This is a genomic window from Piscinibacter gummiphilus, from assembly GCF_002116905.1.
In the GTDB taxonomy this organism is placed as follows: Bacteria; Pseudomonadota; Gammaproteobacteria; order Burkholderiales; family Burkholderiaceae_C; genus Rhizobacter; species Rhizobacter gummiphilus.
Map to the genome: position 1 here is coordinate 2,827,393 of NZ_CP015118.1, position 22,373 is coordinate 2,849,765.

Annotated in this window: 21 protein-coding genes; all 21 read right to left on the reverse strand. The window is 70.4% G+C overall.

Annotated elements, in window-relative coordinates; all coding sequences use genetic code 11:
* Positions 1–9: 9 nt before the first annotated feature.
* The 21 genes from A4W93_RS12635 to tssC all read right to left on the reverse strand — a co-directional run bounded on the left by A4W93_RS12635 (position 10) and on the right by tssC (position 22,352).
* The gene (locus A4W93_RS12635; RefSeq protein WP_085750939.1) at positions 10–537 is read right to left on the reverse strand and encodes a DUF6484 domain-containing protein; all 528 of its coding nucleotides are present in this window, start codon (positions 535–537) and stop codon (positions 10–12) included.
* A gap of 34 nt (positions 538–571) precedes the next feature.
* A complete protein-coding gene (locus A4W93_RS12640) occupies positions 572–1,516 on the reverse strand; it encodes a type VI immunity family protein (protein WP_085750940.1) in 945 nt (314 codons plus the stop codon).
* A gap of 10 nt (positions 1,517–1,526) precedes the next feature.
* Positions 1,527–2,489 (reverse strand): beta propeller repeat protein, encoded by a 963-nt coding sequence (locus tag A4W93_RS12645; RefSeq protein ID WP_085750941.1) that lies wholly within the window; start codon positions 2,487–2,489, stop codon positions 1,527–1,529.
* A gap of 32 nt (positions 2,490–2,521) precedes the next feature.
* Entirely contained in the window at positions 2,522–3,160 is a 639-nt protein-coding gene (locus tag A4W93_RS12650) for a hypothetical protein (protein ID WP_157131647.1), read from the reverse strand.
* A 7-nt stretch (positions 3,161–3,167) separates the two neighbouring features.
* Complete coding sequence (locus A4W93_RS30035; RefSeq protein WP_085750943.1) at positions 3,168–3,539, reverse strand: PAAR-like domain-containing protein; 372 nt, start codon at positions 3,537–3,539, stop codon at positions 3,168–3,170.
* Positions 3,536–4,600, reverse strand: coding sequence for a hypothetical protein (locus tag A4W93_RS12660; RefSeq protein ID WP_085750944.1), 1,065 nt, complete (start codon positions 4,598–4,600; stop codon positions 3,536–3,538). Before A4W93_RS12660 ends, A4W93_RS30035 begins: the two co-directional genes overlap by 4 nt.
* On the reverse strand, positions 4,597–5,619 hold the full coding sequence (locus tag A4W93_RS30040; protein ID WP_085750945.1) for a DUF2169 family type VI secretion system accessory protein: 1,023 nt from the start codon (positions 5,617–5,619) through the stop codon (positions 4,597–4,599). Before A4W93_RS30040 ends, A4W93_RS12660 begins: the two co-directional genes overlap by 4 nt.
* 2 nt (positions 5,620–5,621) lie before the next feature.
* Positions 5,622–6,983: a hypothetical protein gene (locus A4W93_RS30045; protein WP_085750946.1), complete on the reverse strand. Its 1,362-nt coding sequence runs from the start codon at positions 6,981–6,983 to the stop codon at positions 5,622–5,624.
* 9 nt (positions 6,984–6,992) lie between these two features.
* Positions 6,993–7,532: a DUF6484 domain-containing protein gene (locus A4W93_RS12675; protein ID WP_085750947.1), complete on the reverse strand. Its 540-nt coding sequence runs from the start codon at positions 7,530–7,532 to the stop codon at positions 6,993–6,995.
* 31 nt (positions 7,533–7,563) lie between these two features.
* Positions 7,564–9,768, reverse strand: a complete 2,205-nt coding sequence (locus A4W93_RS12680) for a type VI secretion system Vgr family protein (protein ID WP_085750948.1) — start codon at positions 9,766–9,768, stop codon at positions 7,564–7,566.
* Positions 9,769–9,891: 123 nt separating this feature from the next.
* The gene (locus A4W93_RS12685) at positions 9,892–10,272 is read right to left on the reverse strand and encodes a DUF7079 family protein (RefSeq protein WP_085750949.1); all 381 of its coding nucleotides are present in this window, start codon (positions 10,270–10,272) and stop codon (positions 9,892–9,894) included.
* Between the two features lie 4 nt (positions 10,273–10,276).
* Positions 10,277–11,050, reverse strand: coding sequence for a hypothetical protein (locus tag A4W93_RS12690; protein WP_085750950.1), 774 nt, complete (start codon positions 11,048–11,050; stop codon positions 10,277–10,279).
* 20 nt (positions 11,051–11,070) lie between these two features.
* On the reverse strand, positions 11,071–12,408 hold the full coding sequence (locus A4W93_RS12695; RefSeq protein WP_085750951.1) for a tetratricopeptide repeat protein: 1,338 nt from the start codon (positions 12,406–12,408) through the stop codon (positions 11,071–11,073).
* A 12-nt stretch (positions 12,409–12,420) separates the two neighbouring features.
* The gene (gene tssH, locus A4W93_RS12700; protein ID WP_085750952.1) at positions 12,421–15,138 is read right to left on the reverse strand and encodes a type VI secretion system ATPase TssH; all 2,718 of its coding nucleotides are present in this window, start codon (positions 15,136–15,138) and stop codon (positions 12,421–12,423) included.
* Positions 15,131–16,219 (reverse strand): type VI secretion system baseplate subunit TssG, encoded by a 1,089-nt coding sequence (gene tssG / locus A4W93_RS12705; RefSeq protein WP_085750953.1) that lies wholly within the window; start codon positions 16,217–16,219, stop codon positions 15,131–15,133. The genes tssH and tssG overlap by 8 nt, the downstream gene beginning before the upstream one ends.
* Positions 16,220–16,221: 2 nt before the next feature.
* Positions 16,222–18,087: a type VI secretion system baseplate subunit TssF gene (gene tssF / locus A4W93_RS12710; protein WP_085750954.1), complete on the reverse strand. Its 1,866-nt coding sequence runs from the start codon at positions 18,085–18,087 to the stop codon at positions 16,222–16,224.
* A gap of 9 nt (positions 18,088–18,096) precedes the next feature.
* Positions 18,097–18,621 carry a type VI secretion system baseplate subunit TssE gene (gene tssE / locus A4W93_RS12715; protein ID WP_085750955.1) on the reverse strand — a complete coding sequence of 175 codons (525 nt, stop codon included), beginning with the start codon at positions 18,619–18,621 and terminating at the stop codon, positions 18,097–18,099.
* Between the two features lie 22 nt (positions 18,622–18,643).
* Entirely contained in the window at positions 18,644–19,489 is an 846-nt protein-coding gene (locus A4W93_RS12720) for a type VI secretion system accessory protein TagJ (RefSeq protein ID WP_085750956.1), read from the reverse strand.
* A gap of 19 nt (positions 19,490–19,508) precedes the next feature.
* Positions 19,509–19,997 (reverse strand): Hcp family type VI secretion system effector, encoded by a 489-nt coding sequence (locus A4W93_RS12725; RefSeq protein ID WP_085750957.1) that lies wholly within the window; start codon positions 19,995–19,997, stop codon positions 19,509–19,511.
* 221 nt (positions 19,998–20,218) lie between these two features.
* A complete protein-coding gene (locus A4W93_RS12730; RefSeq protein ID WP_085750958.1) occupies positions 20,219–20,704 on the reverse strand; it encodes an Hcp family type VI secretion system effector in 486 nt (161 codons plus the stop codon).
* Between the two features lie 154 nt (positions 20,705–20,858).
* Positions 20,859–22,352: a type VI secretion system contractile sheath large subunit gene (gene tssC, locus A4W93_RS12735; RefSeq protein WP_085750959.1), complete on the reverse strand. Its 1,494-nt coding sequence runs from the start codon at positions 22,350–22,352 to the stop codon at positions 20,859–20,861.
* Between the last annotated feature and the right edge of the window lie 21 nt (positions 22,353–22,373).

The window sequence follows — 22,373 nt, forward strand, 5'->3', positions numbered from 1 at the left end:
GCACGGGCCTCAGTTGAGCTGCACGGAGCCGCCCTTGACCCGGTTCACGCCCGTCGAGTGACTCGACACGTAGGTGCCGCGGATCAGCACCTTGCCGGCCTTCGTGAGCGTGATGCTGGCGTCACCGCACTGGAGCACCAGCTGGTTCGTGGCGCGCACGACCAGGCGTTCGCCATCGGCATCCACCTGCACGCGGCCGGCGGTCTCCGCCGGTGGTGTGGCGGCCCCGCGCAGCACGCCCGTCACGATCGGGCGCAGCGGGTCGCCGCCCTCGAACGCCAGCAGCACCTCGCGGCCGACGTGGGCCGCATGCAGGTCGGGCACGCAACGCGCAGGCAGCGCGGCCGTGCCCGGCTGGCCGGGGTAGCGCACGAGCGGGGTCTGGCCGCCGTCCACGATCGCGACGAGTTCGCCCACGATTGCCTCGGGCAGCGGCGCGGTCGTGCGGACGGGGCGTGCGAGGAGGAGCGGCGCCAGCGTGTCGTCGGCCTCCAGCAGGGTGGAGATGGGGGTGTCGATCGAGTCTCGAGGGCCCATGGTGGTTTCGTTCCTCCGGTCACGGGGTGGCCGTTCAGGCCGACAGGTCGGCCGCCAGCCAGCCCTGCGGATCGTCGAAGCGCCGCAGCCAGGCCTCGAGCACCTCCGGCCGCGCCAGCGGGCCGGCCAGCGGCCGGTGCGTGGCGAGGCGGAGCGGGGCCAGCAGGCGGTCGAGCTCGGCGTACGGGGCGAGGTCGTCCTGGCCGTTGATGTCGCCGGTGAGGGGGCGGGGGCCTGCGGCAAGCGCGAGCCCGTGGAGGCCCTGCCGCGCATAGACGCCGCTGCGGGCGCGGGGCTCCACCGCGTTCGCCAGGGCCTCGATGGACAGTCCGGCCTGCGTGAGGAACGCCGGCCCGAGCAGCACGAGCCAGTTGACCGACGGCATGCCGGCGAGGGCGTCCCACTGCAGCGAGGACAGGTGCTGGACCTGGGTGGCCCAGTGCCGTTTCGCGAGCACGGCCATGCGCTGGCCGCCGGCGTCGGGGCTGCCGCCGGTGAACTCGAAGGCGTAGCCGCCCGCGCCCCACCACACGGGCAGGTGCTGCAGCACGAGGTCGCCCAGCGCGGCCAGCTCGGTCGCGGACACGGGGTCGTCGAACACGAAGCGCAGGTGGCTCGCACGCTCCAGGCCCCGCACGGGGGGCAGGCCCAGCCAGTCGAGCGTGGCCCCGGCCGAGGGCGAGCCGGGTTGTTCCGCGAGGGCCAGGGGCCAGGGGCCGGGATGGTCCGGGACGAGGCCGAAGCGCTGCGACAGCGGCGGCGTGTCGGCCGCGCCCAGCGTGCGCCACTTGTCCTCCGCGCCGAGCCGGTAGGCCTTCAGGCGCTGGCCCGCGGGGAGTTCGCGCAGGCGCGCCCACAGCGTGTCCAGCGCCGCGGCGTGGGGCGCGAGCGGCCCCCGCACGAAGACGAGCAGCGCGGGGCGCATCGCCACGTCGGCGCGGGCCGGGGCGATCTCGTGGCGGATCTGCAGCGCGTCCACGGGCAGCGTCTCAGTAGTCCATGCCCCACCACGCGTCGTCCTCGCCCAGGCGAGGGTCGTGCACGATGTAGTTCGGCACTTCCTGCGCGGGTTCGATGAAGAACACGCGCCCGCGTCCGGGCGAGATGCTGGCGGTGGAGAAGGTGTCGCGGATCATCCGCACGTCGTTGCCGAACAGCTCGGCCACGCCGTCGCCGGTGGCGAACAGCAGGCGGTCGTCGAGCGGTGCCATGTCGATCAGTTCGATGGGGTAGCGGCCGAACTCCGAGAAGCCCGCGCGCGAGCCGTGCAGCAGCCGGCCATCGTCACCCGCGGTGGAGATGAAGACGGTGCCGTCGGGCAGGGCGTGCACTCCGGTCAGCGATTCGTTCCCGTTGTCGGGGCCCGGTGGGCGCAGGGGCGTCCACCCGTGGCCGTCGAAATGCAGCAGCGTGCCGAGCGGACCCACCGCGTAGACGTCGTTCGCGCCGGTGCCACCGAACGCCTCGATGGAATCGTTGCCGGCGGCCGATCCGTCGTGGTCCTGGGACCAGGCCTTGCCGTCCCAACGATAGATGTCACCGTCGTAGGTGCCCGCGAAGACCTGGTCGTCCGATGTGCCCCAGAGCGCGGTGATGTTGGGAAACAGTCCGTTGCTGCGCTGCGCCGGCAGTGAGGTCGCGGTCCACTTGGGGCCGGACAGCGTCTTGAAGTCGACTCCGGTGCCGGCCGCCGGCCAGCGCACCTTCGCGGTGGTGCCGACGTTGCCATCGGCGCTGGCGACCCACAGCTTCCCTGCGGGCGATTGCCAGAGCACGCGCAGCGTGTCGTTGGTGGCGAGCAGCTGGGTGGGGCGCGCTTCCTCGTCGCTGCGGCCGGTGGCGCTGTAGACATGACCGATGGCACTCGCGATGTCGGTCTCGTCGTACATGATGAACAGCATCGCGATGCCATCATCGGTCTCGACGACGTCCAGGATTTCGGTCTTTTCCATGGGATCTCCGGATGAGGGTGTTCTGGGCCGCATCAGCGCTTGCGCTTCTTGCCGACCTGCTGGGCCGCGGCAGCCGCCTCGGCCTTCTGTTCCTTGGTCGCCTTCCACGGATTGCGCAGCATCGTGTCCTGGCTGACCTTTGGGTCCATCTTGTCGAAGGACTCCGCGGCGGCCGAACGGATGCACTTCGCCGCGGCGTCGATGAGGCTGTTGCGGTCCAGCTTCTTGTCCTTGATCTTGCGCTGCGGCTTGGCCTTCTTCAGTGCGTCCTTGGCGCCTTTCTCGTACTCCTTCAGCCAGTCCTTCAGGGGGGCTTCCTCGCCGGCGAGGTCCTTCATCTGCGAGAACTGGCGCATCGGGTCGGTGAGCCGCTTGTGCTCCTGGCCGGCCTTCTGGCCGTCGCGCACCATCCAGGTGGTGGCGCCGGACGTGGAGTATCCCTCGCAGCCCTTGACCTTCTTGCCGCCACGTCCGCTCTTGTGGAAGGCGGAGGTGGGCACGATGTGTTCCGCCTGGAAGCCGTCCAGCGAACCCACCAGCTCGGCGTGCGAGCCGAACTTGATGGGCGGGTCGAACTGGGCGCAGATGGCCTCGCAGGACATGCTCTTGCCCGCGCCGCCCCCCGCGCTCTTGACCACCACCGCCTTGACCATCCCTGCCGTTGCTGTCATGGGCGTCCTACATCTGGTTGCCCATGCCCTGGCTGCCCGTGTAGACGACGCCCTTGCCTTCCATGATCACGTTCGGGCTGCCGTCCAGCATGTAGGCGCTGGAGCTGGTCTTGAAACTGACGACTTCCTTCTGCGAACCGGGCTCGTTGCCGACGCAGCTCGACACCACCGAGTCGAGGTTGAAACACGGCTTGCCGCCGATCTGCACGGATCGGGTGTCGGTGTTCAGCGACCCGGTGCCCGTGGGCGTCATGATGGGGTAGGGGATCGGCACCGGGCTCGGCGCGGCCGGCGTGATGCACACGCTCGGGTTCATGTAGATGATCTTGTGGCCGGTGGATTCGCCGGCCACGTCGCGGTTGTTGGCGGTGACACTCATGCGGGGATCTCCGTGGGACGCGACGCCAGCAGCATCGCGCCGCGCGCGCCGCGTTCCGAGCAGCCGGTGATGATGGCCGTCTGGTCGCAGGCATGGCCGGTGTGCCACGACTGCGCGGCCAGCGTGGCCAGCAGCGGCATCGCCGCGGCGCCCGCATCGCCCAGTTCCTTCAGGGGCATGTGCAGCTCGGCCTCGAGCCCGAGCACGTCGCCGAAGCGCGTGATGACGTTCTGCAGCGCCTGCGTGGCGTACACCTCGTGGGTGTTGTCGAGCAGCCAGTAGTTGCTGCGCACGATGGCATGGCGCAGCGGCTCCACGGCGTTGTCGAGCGCGGTGCAGAGGCCGGTGGCCAGGCTCTGCGTGTCGCTGCCGACGGGGTGCGGCTCGCGGGCCAGGCCCACGCTCAGCAGGTTGACGAGGGCGTCGCCGCCGGCCGGCGCCAGGGCCACGAACGCGGCGGCTTCGCCCGGGCGGATGCCGTCGACGTTCTCGGCGGTCAGCAGCCGGTCGGCCTGTTCGAGGGCCTGGAGCACGTCCCAGTCGTGCTGGCTGTCGACACCCCCCCACACCACCCGCGTGCCACGCGACAGCAGGTCGAGGGCGCGGCGCAGCGCGAGCGCTCCCGCGGCCCGGCCGAACGGGAAACACTCGATCTCGGCGTGCGCCAGTTCGACGGGCAGCGCGCGGCGCAGCCCGTCGCGCACGGCCTGTCCCTCGGGGACCAGGTCGAAGCCGTTGTCCACCGCGGCCAGGCGTTCGGGCAACGCCAGCAGGATCGTGAGCGGGGCGTCGCCGGCCGCGGGCAGTTGCGGCAGCAGCCTGAGCAGCGCGTGCGCGGCCAGGGCCACGAGGCGGTCGGCGCCGGCCAGCGTGGCGGGCAGCGCCGGCGAATGGCACAGCATCACGCGTCCGCCGGCCGCGTCGATGAAATGGGAGAGGCTGACGTTGACGACCCCCGCGCGCAGCAGCAGCGCGGTCTCGGCAGCGCTTTCGCCGAGCGGGGTGATGGCCTCCCAGGCCACGAGGCCGGCGAGGGGCGTGATGCCGCGGTAGGCCGTCACGAGAGGAACTCCTTCGCACGCACCCGCACGGCGGTGAAGCGGTCGCGCATCTTCGCCGGGCAGCGGTAGAGGCCGCGCCAGACCAGTTCGAGCACCATCGCGTCGGTGTCGAGCACCACGGTGTCGAGGTGCGGGCGCTGCGGCAGCCACTGGCCATCGATCTGCGCCTCGATCAGCACCAGCCATTTCGGCAGCAGGAAGTCGAGCGCGCCGCCGGCGTGCACGCCGGCGGCGCGCACGCGTTCGCCGCCGCGCAGCGGGGTCTCGAAAACGAGGCCGGGGGCGGCGAAGTGCTCGTGTTCCTCGCGGTAGTCGGCAGGCCGTGCGGGGTACACCGACTTGAGCCACGCGGCGTCGTACGTGCCGGCGCTCAGCCGGCGCGGTTCGAAGTGGCGGCCGATGGCGCCGCAGCCGGCCGGCGTGGTCCGGGTGCCCGCCGCCGTCACGGGTTCGTCGGGCGATTCGATCTGCGGGGCCGGCTGGCCCACGAGGCGGTCGACCTGGTGCGCCACGCCGGAGCCGACCGGATTGAGCGGGTCTTCGAGCGGTTTCGCGGGATCGGTGACATCGAGCCCGCCGTACGCGCGGGACCAGGCGAGCGGCACGGGCACCATCGGGCCGCTGGGGCCGGGCACCACGCTCATGCGCGACCGCTCCCACACGCGGGGGCCGTGCACGCGGAGCACCTTCACGCGGTCGGCGATGCCCACCGCGACGTTGACGAACCGGTCGGTCTGGCCGGGGCGCGGCACCGCGTGGCCGCTCAGCACGAAGTCGGTGCCGGGCTTGGCGGGGTAGAAGTCGCCCGGCAGGCGGATGTCCGCGACCTCGGGGGCGCCCCACAGTTCGTCGCCGAGCCGGATCTCGCGCGGCACCTCGGCCGGCCGCAGGCCCACGCCCGGCACGATGTCCCAGGAGGCCTTGACCCCCACGAACCGCGCGTGCGCGCCTTCGCGGTCGAGGATGGGCAGCACGCTCGCGTGGAAGCCGCTCTCGTTGAAGAGGATGGGCTCGTCCATGGTCAGTGCAGGGCCTCGGTGGTGGCGGCCTGGCCGTCGGGCGAGGCGCACCAGGCCTCGAGCCGGTCGAGCGAGCCGGCCTGCACCGCGACGAAGTCGTACGCGCTGAAGCGGGGAGCGGCGGACGCGGTGGCCGCGCCGAGTTCGAGGTAGACCTCCTGCCGTGCCAGCCGCTGCACGGGGCCGCTGCGCAGCAGCGCGACGAGCACCGCGGGATTCAGCGGTCGCCCGCCGCGGTAGCGCAGGTGCGGCGAGAAGTGGGCGGCGCGCCGCTCCCACAGCGTGCGGGCGACCGAGGCGCCCTGGCCGTCGGCCAGGGCGATGCCGGCGATCTTCCACAGGGACATGCGCGCCTCGGCGGCATCGGCCGGTGCGAGGCCGGGCCGCTCGAGGGCGGCGATCAGGTCGGGCACGAGGGCGATGTGGCCGAGGGTGCCGGCGGCGCGCAGCGCGGGCAGCGGTGCGGGCGACACGAGCGCGGCGGCGATGCGCTCGGCATCGCTGGCGAAGCCGAACATCGCGAGCAGGTTGAGGGCGTCGGCCCAACCGGGCCGGTCCTCGGCGAGTTCCGCGGCGCGCCGGTACGCGATGCGAAGCCGGTGGCCGAGGCCCGCGCGCAGCACCGGGATGGCGATGGGTTCGTGCGGGCTGTGCAGCAGCGGGGCCAGTGCGGCCTCGGCCTGGCCGAGGGGCAGGCGCGGCATCGGGGCCCATGCGGCGGCGGCGGCCACCCCGGGGCTGGGATCGGCCAGCGCGGCCTGCCAGTCGCCGGCAGCCAGCGCGCCGCGAAACGACAGCACCCGCACCGCGGCGGCCCGCACGCGCGCCTCCGCGTGGGTCAGCAGCGGGGTCATCGCGCGGTGCAGGTCGGCGTTCGGGCCGAGGCTCAGCGCCTCGATGGCTGCCGACATCTCCTCGGGGTGCCGCGTGGTGGCCGTGACGAACAGCGTCTGCAGCGGCTTCAACCAGCCCGGCCCGTCGACGGAGCCCAGCACGAAGAGCGAGGCGAACACGCGGGCCGGATCGGGCACGTCGGGGTCGAGGGCGAGGTCGACCGCCTGGGCGAGCGCCGTGGGCCCGAGGCCCACGATGGCGTCGACCTGGGCCAGCAGCCGGCGTTCCGAGGCGAGTGGGGTCTGCCAGGTTTCGCCCGCGAGCGGTTCGCGCGCCGAACGCAGGGTGCCGAGCGTGCCGAGGCATTCGATGACGGCGCGGCGCCGGAAGTCGGCGGTGCCACCGGCCCGTGCCGCGGCCCCGAGGCCGCGCTCGGACGCCGTCGCGAGGGCGAGCGCCTGCCGGGGCGGGCCCACGTCGACTTGCTGGACGTCGAGGGCGCGGGGCGCATCGAGGGGGCGGATGGGCACGTCGGCGGCTCAGTTCAGCTTGATCAGCGGCGACAGCAGGCGCAGCAGCCGCTGCGTGCGTGTGGTGAAACTGGTGCCGGTGATTTCGATGTCGCCGTCGGCGGTGAGACGGATCTTCGCGTGGCGGTTGCGCAGCACGATGTCGTCCTGGGCCTCGAGCACCAGGGTGCGCGGCCGCGCGGCGAGGGCGTCCGCCGGCACCACGCCTTCGGCGCCGGGCCGCGGGGTGTACACGACGCCCATCACGAGCGGGCGGGACGGATCGCCGCCGTCGAACATCAGCACGACGGGCCGGCCCGCCATGGACGGCAGCAGCTCGACGACGGACCGCGCGGGCACCGGCGCCGGGTGGTGGGGCGACGTGACGAGCGGGGACCCGTCGAGTTCGTCGAAGCCCGCCAGCTCGCCGGTCACGGCGCCGTGGAACAGCTCGGGCGAAGGGCCGAGCGAACGCGCCGCGAGCAGCACCTGCAGCGGCGCGTCGGCCGCGGACTCGACGGCGGGGGCCGCAGGCACGGTCTGGAACGGAAGGCGGTCTCGGCTGCTCATGGGATTCCTCCGGGGCGGTGGGGGCCGCCGGTCAGTTCTGCAGGATCTTCGAGCCCTTCATCACCACGTCGCTGCTCGCCTTGACGGTGATCTTTCCCGAGCCCTCGAGGGTGATGTCCTTGCCCTTGATGACGATGGTGCCGTCCTTCTTCATCACGATGCTCGCGCTGCCGGTGGTGATGGAGATGGAGTCCGCGGCGTTGATCGCGAGGTTCTTGCCGACCTTCAGGGTGTCTTCCCCGCCGACGGTGGTCGCGCGGTCCTTGCTGATGTCGCGCTTCTCGCCGCCGCCCACCTGGGTGCCGAGGTTCTTGCCGACGTCGAGCGAGCAGTTGACGCCCACGCTCGTCGACTGGTTCGCCCCGACCGTGATGGACTGCATCGCGCCGATGGCGACTTCCTGGGCGGCGCCGATGGCGATGGTTTCGTTGATGCCCACCGCGTGCGTGCGCTGCAGGGCCACCGTGGCGGTTTCGCTGGCGCCCACGGTGATGGTGCGGTTGGCGCCGATCGAGATGGTCTCGTTCGCCCCCACCGTCTCGGTGCGGTTCACGCCGATGGTGATGGTCTCGTTGTTGCCGACCATCTCGGTGCGGTTGACCCCGATGGTGATGCTCTCGTTGTTGAGCACGGTCTCGGTGCGGTCGTGCTTGACCGTCACGGTCTCGTCGTGGTCGATGGTCTTCGTGCGGTCGTGGCCCACCGAATGGGACTCGTCGTTCTCGACCTCGATGCGCTGGTCCTTCTCGGCGTGGATCCAGACCTCTTCCGAACCCTTCTTGTCCTCGAAGCGGATGGCGTTCGCGTTGTCGTACGCGCCGCCCTTCGACGAACGCGTCAGGATGCCGCTCTGCGTCGCGTTGGCCGGCAGGTCCCACGGGGGCATCTGCTCGGCGTTGTAGACGCGGCCGGTGATCAGCGGCTGGTCCGGGTCCCCCTCGAGGAAGTCGACCACCACCTCCTGGCCGATGCGCGGGATGTGCATCATGCCGAAGTTCTTGCCGGCCCACGGCTGCGACACGCGCACCCAGCACGAGCTCTTCTCGTTCTTCTTGCCGTAGCGGTCCCAGTGGAACTGCACCTTCACGCGGCCGTACTTGTCGGTGTAGATCTCCTCGCCGGACGGGCCCACGACCACCGCGGTCTGCGGCCCCTGCACGAAGGGGCGCGGCGTGCGGCGCGGCGGACGGAACTGCTGCGCGTCGGGGATCGCGGAGAGGTCGCACGTGAAGCTGCCGGCGTCGCCGCCGGAGTCGAAGTTGCCCACGTGGGCCTGCACGTCCATCGACGTGACGAGGTACTTGATGTTCTGGTCGTCGCGCGGGTGGTCCTTGAGCTCGACGTTGCAGCCCACCGCGAGGCCCAGCGCATTGGACGTGCCGCCCACGCGCAGGTAGCGGGCCTGGTGCTCCTCCATGCGGTTGTCGACGTACTGGGTGCCGTCGGCCTTCTGGATGTAGTCGCCCTGGAAGTCGAAGACCTCGTAGTCGCCGAGTTCGTGGCTGCGCTTGTGGGTCGTCTCGACCTCCAGCGACGTGGAGGGGCGTTCGAAGTCGTAGCTGGTGAGCACCGTCTTGCCGGTCTTGACCGCCTCGGCGAACGACCAGTTGGAGATGTACTCCTTGTCGGGGGCGCTCGCGGCGTTCTCGACATAGGACATGGTTTCGTAGCCGGGCGCGGCGTCGTGGGCGCTGGACGAATCGACCAGGATCAGCTTGTGCGCCCCGTCGGTGTGCTCGAAGTACCAGTAGATGCCTTCCTGCTCGAGCAGGCGGGCGACGAAGTTGAAGTCGCTCTCGCGGTACTGCACGCAGTACGTGCGGGGCGTGTACGTGCGGAACAGCTTGGTCTCGAAACTCGCGATGCCGTGGTCGCCGAACACCTTCTTGACGATGTCGGGCACGGACATCTCCTGGAAGATGCGGCAGTCGCTCGTGCGGGTCAGGAACCACAGCCAGGGGCGCACGGTGGCGCGGTAGCCGTGGTACCGGCCGCGGTGGGCGCCGAGGCCGAACCGGGTGACGTAGCCGTTGAAGTGGCGCTTCGCGCCGTCGCGCATCTCGACGTTCACCGTCACCAGCTGGCCCAGCAGGTCCTGCGGCTTGATGTCGGACTTCTCGCTCAGCAGCGACAGTTGCATCTCGCCCAGCGCGCTGAGGCCGGCCGAGACCGACATCGACTCGAAGAACAGGTCGGCGCCCGGCAGCGGCGTGGTGATGGTGATGGGATTGGCCATGGGTGCGGCTGCGGGGACGCAGGGCAGTGCGTTATGCCGGTCAGGGTACGGGAGGGGCCGGGCCCGGAAAAGCGACGAAAGTCATGTGGCGGGTGCCCGGGATCGCCCGCCTGAAGGGGGGGCTCAGCCCGGGACGGCCAGCCGCGCCTTCACCGCGTTCCAGTCGTCCTCGAAACCGGCCATGCGCACCCGGTGGAGGAGCGGCCGCAGGGGGCGCGCGAGGCGCGCGACCGCACCGTCCTGCCGGGCGAGGTGCGCGGTCACGAGGCGGCGCACCTCGTCGTCCGTCCAGCCGGTCCAGTTGCCCGCGAACACGTTGGCGTGGAAGACCGGAGCCACCTCGTCGCGCAGGATGCGGTCGAGCGTGGCGACCGGCAGTCCGGTGGCACGCAGTGCGTCCGCCATGCGGTCGCGTGCGGCGTCGTCGAATTCGGTGTCGACGAACAGTTCCGACAGCGCGCACCAGGCCGGCAGGCGCGCCGCGACATCGGCCTCGGACAGCATGGGGTCAGCGGCCCGGCGAGGGCCACAGTTCGCCGAACGCGAGGTCGGCCCCGAAGGCGAACGCCATCGCGCCGACGATGGCGAGGGCGCCCACGCAGACGGGCGCGGTGGCCGCGCAGACGCCGGTCGCCACCGCCGCGGCGCCCACGGCATAGCCGCCGGCCGCGCCCGCGGCCATCAGCGTGCCCTGGCGGGTGGTTTCGCGGGGCTTGTCCTCTGCCGCGGCGATGTCGGACAGGGCCAGCGCGAGCGACAGCACGAACAGGCCGCGGCCGGCCGTGCGCAGCGTGCGCGCCTGGGCATTGATGCCCGCGTTGGGTTCGCCGGACTTCTGGATGATCTTGAGCCACACGCTCGACTGCTGCTGCTCGGAGAGCTGCGCGAACGGCCGGGAGAACAGCTCGCCGGCGTACTTCTCGCACAGTTCGGCGAGGGTCTTGCCGTGCTGCTTCAGCGAGCGTGCGTACGCGAGCACCGTCGGGCTCGTGCGGGCCCGCATCATGTCCATCGCGGCGTTGCGCAGCAGGTTCGCCTGCGCCGCGCCCTGGCCCGGGGTCATCGTGCCGCGCCGCACGGCGTCCAGGATCTCCTGGGCCGCCTTGCGTGTGGTCTCCTGGTAGGCGACCCGCACGCGGGCATCGACCTGGGTGCTGAGCCCGAAGTGCGCGGCGGTGGCCTGCAGCGCGTCGAGGGCGCGTTCGAGTTCGCGCATCTCGCCGGCGCCGCTGCTGCGCTGCGACGGGCCGTGGACCAGGTCGGGAGAGAAGAATCCGGGCATGGCGGCGGGCCTCGCGGGGGTCAGGCGCGGCGGCGGGCCGCCACCAGCCAGCCGACGACCGGGTTGCCGCCCTCCTGGCGCAGGGTTTCGCGGGTGATCTCGAGCACGTCGAAGCCCGCATCGGCCAGGGTGCGCTCCAGGTGGTGCCGCGCATGCGCGTACCGCCCGTTCGGCAGGATGCGGAACGGCGTGTCGCCCGCGTCCTCCAGCGCCTCGACGGTGAACACGAGCGTGCCGCCCGGGCGCACCGACGTGCCGCTCGCGCCCATCAGCGCGGTGAGGTCGCCGAAATAGCACAGCGTGTCGGCCGACAGCACCACGTCCCACTGCCCCGGGGACTCCCGCAGGAACTCGGTCAGTTCGGCCTTGTAGAGGTCGGTGTAGACGCCCTTGGTCTTCGCGTGGTCGATCATGCCGCGCGACAGGTCGACACCGCCCAGCACCCGCGACCACGGCGCGATCAGCGGGCCGCACAGGCCGGTGCCGCAGCCCGCGTCGAGCACGACGAACTGGCGCGCCGGGGGCGGCAGGTGGCGCGCGAGCATGTCGGCGCACAGCTGCGGGGCCCGGTACTGCAGGCGCTCGTTGAGCTGGGTCTCGAAGCTGTCGGCGAAGCGGTCGAACGTGTACTCGACGTAGTTGTCCGGCGCGCGGTCCGGCACGTCCTGGCCCGAGCAGGCCGCATGCATGTGCCGGGCCATCGGATGGTCGGGCTCCTCGTCGAGCCACTGGCGGAACACCTCGGCGGCCTCGTCGATCTTGCCCATCGTGTAGTAGGTCATGCCGAGCAGCTTGCGGCCGTCCGGATGGCCGGGCATCAGCTCGATGGACCGGCAGTAGTACGTGATGGCGCCCTTCACGTCCCCGAGGTCGGAGAGCAGCAGCCCCATGTTGTTGTGGGCGTTCAGGTGGTTCGGGTCGAGCTCGATGGCGCGCAGGTAGGCCTGGCGGCCTTCTTCGTGCCGCTTCTCGGCGCGGTACAGCGCCCCCAGGTTGTTGTACAGGTCGGCAGACCCCGGCGCGAGCTGCAGCGCGCGCTCGTAGGCGAGGGTGGCGCGCGCGTTGTCGAGGTTGCCCGCGTGGATGTTGCCCAGGTTGAGGTGGAAGCCCGGGAAGTCCGGCTGCAGCGCGATGGCGCGTTCGATCGACGCGACCCCTTCCTCGCTGCGGCCGGTGGCGTGCATGGCCATGCCGAGCAGGTGCAGCGCATCCGGATGGTCGGGTGCGACCTCGAGGATGCGCCGGTAGAGCTGCTCCGCCCCCTCCAGCTGCCGGTTCTGGTGGAGTTCGATGGCCATCCGGAGCGCCTCGTCGAGGCTCACTTCCTTCGGCGTGTCGGTGGCGGTGTCGTTGGTCATGCGGGTTCCGGTTCAGTCGAACGTGTAGGCGAAGTCGTTGCCGGCCACGTCGACCTTCACGCCGCCGATGGCCTTGCCTTCCATCATGCGCGTGAGGAACTCGCGGCTGATGTCCGGCAGCATCGTGTTGGTCAGGATCGAGTCGATCATGCGGCCGCCCGACTCGCTCTCGGTGCAGCGCGACACGACGAGCTTGACCACGTCGTCGGTGTACGTGAACGGGATCTTGTAGCGGGCCTCGACGCGCTTCTTGATGCGGTTGAGCTGCAGCTTGACGATCTGGCCCAGCATGGCATCCGACAGCGGGAAGTACGGGATCGTGACCAGGCGGCCCAGCAGCGCCGGCGGGAAGATCTTCAGCAGCGGCTCGCGCAGGGCCTTGGCCAGGCCTTCCGGCTCCGGCATCAGGTCCGGGTCCTTGCACATCGTGGCGATGAGGTCGGTGCCGGCGTTCGTGGTCAGCAGGATCAGCGTGTTCTTGAAGTCGATGAAGCGGCCTTCGCCGTCCTCCATGAAGCCCTTGTCGAACACCTGGAAGAACATCTCGTGCACGTCCGGGTGGGCCTTCTCGACCTCGTCGAGCAGCACCACCGAGTATGGCTTGCGCCGCACGGCCTCGGTCAGCACGCCACCCTCGCCGTAGCCCACGTAGCCCGGGGGCGCGCCCTTGAGCGTGGAGACGGTGTGGGCCTCCTGGAACTCGCTCATGTTGATGGTGATGAGGTTCTGCTCGCCGCCGTACAGCGCCTCGGCCAGCGCGAGCGCCGTCTCGGTCTTGCCGACGCCGGACGTGCCGGCCAGCATGAACACACCGATGGGCTTGCTCGGGTTGTCGAGGCCGGCGCGCGAAGTCTGGATGCGCTTGGCGATCATCTCCATCGCGTGGTCCTGGCCGATCACGCGCTGGCTCAGCAGGGAGGCCACCTTCAGGATGGTCTCCATCTCGTTGCGGGCCATGCGGCCCACGGGGATGCCGGTCCAGTCGCCCACGACGCTCGCCACCGCCTGGTAGTCGACCGTGGGGAGGATCAGCGGGGTTTCGCCCTGCAGCGTGGTGAGTTCCTGCTGTACCTGCTGCAGTTCGGCGAGCTTGGCCGCGCGTTCGGTGTCGGAGAGTTTCGGCAGGTCGGCGGCGGCGGGGCTCGCCTCGGCCGACTGCTCGAGCTTGCTGCCGGTGCCCTCGACGTGGCCCGCGGCGCCTCGCAGTTCACCGCGCAGCGCGAGCAGCTTGTCGACGAGCGCCTTCTCGGCCGCCCAGCGGGCGTTCAGCTTCTCCAGGCGGTCGCGTTCGATCGCCAGCTGTTCGGTGACGGTGGCGGCGCGTTCGGTGGTCTCGACGCCGATGGCGGCCTCGCGGCCGATGATGCCCTGTTCGGTCTCCAGCGCCTCGATGCGCTTGCTGCAGTCGTCCACCTCGGCCGGCGTGGCGTGCAGGCTCACGGCCACGCGCGCGCAGGCGGTGTCGAGCAGGCTGACGGACTTGTCGGGCAGCTGTCGTGCGGGGATGTAGCGGTGCGAGAGCCTGACCGCGGCTTCGAGGGCCTCGTCGAGGATCTGCACCTTGTGGTGCTTCTCCATCGTGGACGCCACGCCGCGCATCATCAGGATGGCCTTCGGCTCGTCGGGTTCGTCGACCTGCACGCTCTGGAAGCGGCGGGTGAGGGCGGGGTCCTTCTCGATGTACTTCTTGTACTCGGCGAAGGTGGTGGCGCCGATGGTGCGCAGCTGGCCGCGCGCGAGCGCCGGCTTGAGCAGGTTGGCGGCGTCGCCGGTGCCGGCCTGGCCGCCGGCGCCCACGAGGGTGTGGGTCTCGTCGATGAACAGGATGATGGGCTTGGCCGAGGCCTGCACCTCGTCGATCACCGAACGCAGGCGCTGCTCGAACTCGCCCTTCATGCTGGCGCCGGCCTGCAGCAGGCCCACGTCGAGCGCGCGCAGTTCCACGTCCTTCAGCGACGGCGGCACGTCGCCGCGGGCGATGCGCTGCGCGAACCCTTCGACCACGGCGGTCTTGCCGACCCCGGCCTCGCCGACGAGGATGGGGTTGTTCTGGCGGCGGCGCATCAGGATGTCGACCACCTGGCGGATCTCGTCGTCGCGGCCGACGATGGGGTCCATCTTGCCGCCGCGGGCCTGTTCGGTGAGGTCCGTCGTGAAGCGCTTGAGGGCTTCCTGCTTGCCCATCGCGGCCGGGGCGATGGCGTCGCTGGCTTCGCCAGGGGCCGCACTGCCGTCGGTGGCGCGCTGGCCCTGTTCGGGCGACTGCGCGAGCAGCGTGCCGAACTTGTCGGCCAGGTCGTCGAGCTTGATGCGCTCGAACTGCTTCGAGATGGACAGCAGCGCGTTGCGCAGCGAGGGTGTCTTGAGCGCGCCGATGACGAGGTAGCCGGTGCGCACCTGCGAGTCGCCGAACATCAGCGAGCCGTACACCCAGCCGCGCTCGACGGCGTTCTCGACGAAGCTCGACAGGTCGGTCACGGACGAGGCGCCGCGCGGCAGCTTGTCGAGGGATTGGGTCAGGTCGGCCACCAGCTGCGCGCCGTCGAGCTCGTAGTGCTTGACGATGCGGTGCAGGTCGCTGTCGTTGCCGTTGAGGATCTGGTAGATCCAGTGCTGCAGTTCGACGTACGGATTCCCCCGCAGCTTGCAGAACACGGTGGCGCCTTCGATGGCCTTGTAGGCGAGCGGGTTGAGCTTGCCGAAGAGGGTGGTGCGACTGATTTCAGCCATGGTGATGTCCCTGGGTTGGAGAGTTCGTCGAACGTCGTGAGGGGTTCAGGTGAAGGTCGCCCCGGTCGACCGGCGGGCCCTTGCGGCCGAGCCAGGCCGTGCGGCCGAGGGCCGCGTCGCGGCCCAGCTGCAGCGGCGGCACCTCGGTGCCTTTCAGCACGAGGTGCACGTCCCACAGCATCTCGAAGCCGAGCAACTGGCGCATCCAGTCGCGCAGCGCGATGAGCGAGGGCTGTCCGGGCAGGAAGGACCGGTACTGCGCGAGCGACAGCGGGCCGATGTGCAGCCGCACCTTGTACTGACGGTCCCACACCTTGCTGCCGGCCACCACGTTGACGCCGAGCGCGGCGCCGCGGCGGTTGCCGGGGCTGCCGAGGCGCGTGCGGTCGGCCTGGCGCAGCGGCATCCAGTGGCCCACGTGCGATTCGAGCGTCATCGGCACCTGGAAGTACTGGCGCAGCACCTTCGTGACGGCCTCGGGGTGGCGGGTGGCGCGGCCGAGGTGGCCGGCGGCGAAACGGCGCGCCCGGTCGGGCACCGCGTCGAGGCCGCGCAGGGCCTGCGGGGCCTGGCCGATCAGCGCGCTCACCCACTTGGCGAACTGGTCGTCGCGTTCGCGGTCGGCCTGCACGGTGGGCTGCGCCTGCGACCACGCGCGGTAGAACAGCAGCAGCATGCGGTGGTGGAACACGTCGGCGAACCGGGCGAGCGTGGCGTCGCCATGGTTGCGCAGCCGGTCGCGCGTGTACTCGGTCAGGTGCAGCGGCATCGGGCCCATGGGGCCGAAGAGACCGAAGAAGCGCACGCCCATCCGCGGGCGGCCGCCCGCGGCGGTGTCGAACGACATGATCGCGGCCGGCGCGAAGTCGAGTTCGGGGTTCTGGCCGAGCCGCACGGGCTCGGCGCTCGGGCGCAGCGCGGTGCCCAGGCGGGCCTCGTCGGGCCACAGCGCGTCGATGCGGCGCAGCGCGGCGAAGAAGTCGTGGTGCCACGGCTCGCGCGCGAGGTCGTCGAAGAACCGCGCGCGGCGCTCGTGCAGCGCGCGGGCGTCGTCGGCTTCGGGCGCGAGGGTGCCGTCCATGGTCAGAGCACCGTGCGGGTACCGATGCGCGGGGCGTTTCGCATGATCTCGCCGCGCGAGGCCGAGCGCACCACGGTTTCGCAGAAGCTGTTCGTGGACGCCTGGCGCGCGAAGAAGCGGTCGAGCACGTGGCCGAGCAGGAAGGCGCTGGTGCCCTGGAAGCCCAGTTCGTCCACGGTGACCACCACCTCGACGCCGCAGCCGAACGTGAGCGGGCCGGGGAAGGGCAGGCGGCGCACCACCGTCTTCGCCTCGACGGCCTGGATGCCTTCGACCTGCTTCTGCCAGGCGACGTCCTGGTCGGGACCGTGCAGCGCGAGCAGGCTGCGCAGCGCCGCGGCGGCGCGGGCCGGGTCCTCGCCGGCGATGCTGAGGTAGTTGAGCGTGAGCAGGCTCACGAGGGACCAGCCGATGTCGCCGCGGGCCAGGCGCTGCACCGGCCGCGTGGGGCCGCGCAGCGTCTCGATGCGGCCGGCGGGGCCGGCGGTGTCGAGGGTCCAGGTGGTGGCCGCGCCGGGCAGCATCGTGGGCAGGTCGCGGTTGGTCACGAGCGCGGACAGCGACAGCTGGCGCACCTCCTCGCGGTACGGCGCGTGCGATGCGTCCACCAGCGACAGGAAGGCCTCCTGGCCGATGTAGGCCGAACGCGGCCCCTCGACGCGCTGCTTCGACGACAGCAGCCGCGGTTCGCGCAGCACGGTGTAGTAGGCCGAATGGCGGTGGGCGGCCTCGTGGAAGGTGGCGTACAGCGGCAGGAAGCGCTGCTCGGCCACCTGGCCGGTGCCGAAGCCGGTGACCGACTCGAGGGTGTGCACCTCGTAGTCCATCGGCCGCGTGCGGTCGGGCACGGCGTGGTGTTCCCAGGCGCCGGGGCCGAGCTGGATGCGGTCGAGGCGCTTCGGGAAGAGGTTGATGGCCGGGGTGCAGTAGAGCGCGAAGCTCTGCGCGTCGACGAGCGATTCGAGGGCGGCTTCGCCGCGGTTGAACAGCACGACGACCTCGACCTCGGACGCGTCGACCTTCGCGAGGCGGCGACGCAGGTCGGTCAGTTCGACGAACAGGAAGCGGTGCGGCATGGCCGCGTACTCCTGCAGCAGGCGGTAGCCGCTGAAGCCGCGCACGGTTTCCGGCAGCAGGGCCTGGTCGTCCTCGTAACCCACCGGCTGGACGGACGAGCCGTCGGAGAAACCCTGCAGCGCGCCGCGCGACGGGTGGCCGATCCAGGTGCCGTGGGTGGCGCCGAGCAGCAGCTCGTGCAGGCGGAACGCCACGTCGTCGGGCGCGGAGATGTAGAGCGGCAGGCGGTCGAGCCCGAGCTGGCTGAACTTCGCGCCGCCGTGGGCCTTCAGGCGCAGGCGCAGGCCGCCGCGCACGGCGCGCGGGGAGGGCAGCTGCGAGAGCGGCAGGTCGGGCGCGTGCGTGAAGTACTGCACCGTCTCGATCTGCACCGGCCACAGCGTCACGTCGTGGGCCGAGCGGAACTCGCAGCGGGTGTTCTGGCCGCGCACGGTCTCGCTCGTGAGCAGGCTGTGCCGCTTCACGGTGAAGCCACGCGACAGGTTGGGGTCGAGCGGGTCGGGCCGCAGCCGCGCGATCATCATCGACGGCACGGGCGACAGGAAACCCGGGTACACCGTCTCCAGCAGGTGCTGGATCAGCTGCGGGTACTCGGCGTTGAGCTTGAGCTGCACGCGCGCCGACATGAAGGCGAAACCTTCGAGCAGGCGTTCGACGTAGGGGTCGGTGACCTCGACGCCGTCCATCGACAGGCGCGCGGCGATCTTCGGGAATTCGGCGGCGAACTCGGCGCCCACCTCGCGCAGGTGGGCGAGCTCGTCGTTGTAGAGGCGCAGGAGGTTCGGGTCCATCGCGTGGGGTCAGGTCTTGCGCTTGAGGGACGAGGGGCTGGCGTCGCGGACCTGGATCTGGCCCGCTTCGAGGTCCACCTGGGTGCGCAGCAGCAGTTCGAGCGGCACGGGCTGCGCCCACATCAGGCCGCGGATCTCGAACTCGATCACGTTGTGGGTGTCGAGCACGCTCGACGCGTCGAGCGCCTTCACCTCGAGCGAGTCTTCCATCACGCGCGGCTCGAAGCGCACGATGGACTGCTTGATGGTGCGCTCCAGCAGCGGCACGTCGATGCGCGAGGCGAGGCTGCCCGACATGGGCGGCAGACCGAAGTTCAGCACCGATTCGTCGACGTGCGGGAACCGCGAGCCGATGCCCGGCATGGGCTTGACCGAGTTCAGCAGCCAGGACAGGTCGCGGAGCACCGCCTCGCGGATCTGAGCCTTGGTCATCACGCGGGTGTCCTCGGCCTCGACCGAGGACAGCGGCGCGAGGTCGGTCAGGCGGTCGAGCAGCGTGGGCTGCAGGCGGTCTCGGGCATCCTGGGAGGCCATCGGCGTGGGCGTGATGAAGGGGTCAGGCCGCGGCGTCGGCCGTGGGTTCGTCGTCCTCGGCCACCGGCGCGGGCTGCAGCAGGATCTCGCGGGCCTGCAGGATGCCGGTGTCGCCGTTGTCGGTGGTGAAGACGCGCTGGCCGAGGCCCGCGAAGTGCGGCTCGGCGAGTGGCAGCCAGTCGGTGCGGCGGGCAAGGCGGATGGCGCCGTCGGCGTGCGTGGCGCTGCCGGGGTAGCGCGTGGGGATCAGCGCGACGGTGGAGCCGCCGTTCACGAACTCGAGCTGTGCGGCGGCCCAGACCAGGTCGCGCAGGTCGGCGGGTTCCTCGATGACGATCTTGACCAGCGCGTTGAGCGGCACCCACGAATAGCGGCCGTTGATGACGGCCTCGAGCACCGGGCCGAGGCGGGAGTCGCCGTCGGCGATCCATTCGAACGGCGTGCCGTCGACGGTGCCGGGCGTGGCCGGGGCGGCTTCGAGCGCCTCGTTGCGCAGGCGGGCAGCGCCGGCGGCGTCGCCGCGGGCCTCGACCTGCAGGGCCTCGACGAGCAGCGCGACCCACATCGCGGGACGGCCGAACACCATGGGCGTGTTCTTGCCGGCGAACACGGCCTCGCGCAGCGACTCGCACTTGAGCGCCTCGCGGTAGGTGCTGACCATGGGCAACGTGGACGGATCGAGTTCCATGCACACGTCGAGCTGGTTCAGCGCGCGCGGCCATTGGCCCAGCACGCACAGCAGCTGGAACAGGAACACGCGGAGCTTCGGATCGTCGGCCTTGGCGCGCACGGCGTCCTGGAGGCTCTTGAGGGCGGCGTCGACGTTGCCGTCGCGCAGGGCTTGTTCAGCAGTCTGGACCGGGGTCATGGGGTGCTCCGTGGAGGGATCAGGCGGGCAGGACTTCGGTTTCGAAGGTGTTGACGCCCTTGCCGCCGCCGGTCTTGTCCTGGGCGCGGTACTCGACCTGGACCTTGAAGAACGCGAGGCGCACTTCCTCGAGCAGCACGGGGATGTCGTCCTTCTCGCTGCCGAGGCGGTGGGACACCACACGCGCCTTCTCGATGGTGATGGTGAGGAACGAGACGGGCGAGCTGCCGCCGGCCTTGCGGACGGTGAGCACGGCCTTCTTCAGCACCTCGTTGTTGCGCAGCGCGGACATCAGCCCCGTGGAGGCGCTGTCGACGCGCTTGCGGATGACGAGCTCCTTGAGCGTGGTGCGGGCGGTGCTGGCGCCGAACGCGGTGGCGTTCCCGTCCATGCCCCACTCCCAGCCGACGAGCTCGATCTCGTCGATGTGGCCGGCTTCGGCGGATTCACCCTTGATCGGGCCCTGCTTGGTCCCGTCCACCTTGAGGAACATGTCGGCCTTGGACATCTCGACTCCTGCTCGGCCTGCGGGAGGCCGCGTGTGTGTGTTCTTCGGACAGTTCTTGGGACACGGGGCGGGCCCCTCCGGATGGAGGCGCCCGCCGGTTCAACCGTAGCGGGTCCATGCCCGGTGCAGCTCCGGGCGCGCTGCGGCAGGGGCCACAACGCCAAAAGACACGATGCCCGCGAAGGCATCGTGCCGACGGCGCGTGGCCGGGGAACGATCGATCAGCCCACCGGCTTGTTGGCGGTGATGTCCCACGCCGCCGTGGAGGTCGTGCCCTTGCCGCCGGTATCGGCCTGCGTGGTGTACTCGACCTTGAACTTCGCGAAGTTCAGGCTGACGTTTTCGGTCAGGCGGTCTTCACCGCCGCTGCCGCCGGTGGAGAGGGAGGACACCAGCACGCTGTCGAGCGTGATCTTGATGTACTCGAGGGGCTTGTCGCCGGCCTTGCGGACGGTGAGCGTGGCCTGCTTGATGTGCGTGCCCTTGCAGGCGGCGAGCATCAGCGCGGTGGACGACGCGTCGACGTACTTCGTCAGCGAGATGTCCTGGACGCTGACCTTGCCGGCGCCGCCGCCCCCGCCTTGCGAGAACGTGCCGCTCTGGCTCAGGCCCCAGCTCCAGGCCAGGATGTCGATCGACTCCTTGTGGGCCGCGTCTTTCGACTCGCCCTTGATGTCGCCGATCTTGATGAACATGTCTACTGCCATGAGGCTTCTCCTAGATGTGAATGGACCCGCTGAGGTACTGCTGGAAAGGCCGGCATGAAGGGCCACGTGGACGGGGTTGTGACCACGTGCCGCCGGTTTTTTCGAGCCCGGTCAACGCCCCTCGCGAGGCGCCGCCCGGGCGGCGATCGGGGTGTCAGGCCGCCTTCTGCGACGGCAGCTTCGACACCAGGCGCAACGACACCGTCAGCCCTTCGAGCTGATAGTGCGGGCGCAGGAAGAACTTGGACGAGTAGTAGCCGGGGTTGCCCTCGACTTCCTCCACGACCACTTCGGCGGCCGCGAGCGGGCGGCGGGCCTTGGTGTCCTCGGACGAGTGGGCCGGATCCCCGTCGACGTAGTTCATGATCCAGTCCTGCAGCCAGCGCTGGACTTCGTCACGCTCCTTGAACGAGCCGATCTTGTCGCGCACGATGCACTTCAGGTAGTGCGCGAAGCGGCAGGTGGCGAACAGGTACGGCAGGCGCGCGGCCAGGTTGGCGTTGGCGGTAGCGTCCGGATCGTCGTACTCGGCCGGCTTCTGCAGCGACTGGGCGCCGATGAAGGCCGCGAAGTCGGAGTTCTTGCGGTGCACCAGCGGCATGAAGCCGTTCTTCGCGAGTTCGGCCTCGCGGCGGTCGCTGATGGCGATCTCGGTGGGGCACTTCATGTCCACGCCACCGTCGTCGGTCGGGAACGAGTGGGTGGGCAGGCCTTCGACCGCACCGCCGGACTCGATGCCGCGGATGCGCGAGCACCAGCCGTACTCCTTGAAGGAGCGGTTGATGTTGACGGCCATCGCGTAGGCCGAGTTGGCCCAGGCGTACTTGGTGTGGTCGGCGTTGCCGGTGTCTTCCTCGAAGTTGAACTCCTCGACGGGGTTCGTCTTCGCGCCGTACGGCGTGCGGGCAAGGAAACGCGGCATGGCCAGGCCGATGTAGCGCGCATCGTCGGACTCGCGCAGCGAACGCCAGCCGGCGTACTCGGGCGTGGTGAAGATCTTGGTCAGGTCGCGCGGGTTCGCGAGTTCCTGCCACGAGCCCATCTGCATCAGCGACGGGTCGGCCGCGGCGATGAACGGGGTGTGCGCGGCGGCCGAGACCTTGGCCATCTCGCCCAGCAGTTCCACGTCGGGCGGGGTCTGGTTGAAGTAGTAATCACCGACCAGGCAGCCGAACGGCTCACCGCCGAACTGGCCGAATTCTTCTTCGTACACGCGCTTGAAGATCGGGCTCTGGTCCCAGGCCGTGCCCTTGTAGCGCTTGAGCGTCTTGCCGAGATCCTGCTTGGAGATGTTCATCACCCGGATCTTCAGCATCTCGTCGGTTTCGGTGTTGTTGACGAGGTAGTGCAGGCCGCGCCACGCGCTTTCGATCTGCTGGAAATCGGCGTGGTGCATGATCACGTTGATCTGGTCGCTGAGCTTCTTGTCGAGCTCGGCGATCATGGCCTCGATGGACGCCACCACGTCCTTGCCGATCAGCTGGGTCTGGGACAGGGCCTGCTGCGCGAGGGTCAGCACGGCGGTTTCCACCGCCGACTTGGCCTCGTCGCTCTTGGGCTTGAATTCCTTGTTCAGCAGCGAGGCGAAATCGCCCCCCTGGAACTCGACGCCCTGCAGCGCCGACGACTGGTTCTGTGCTTCTGCCATTTCGGTCTCCGTCTGGGCCTG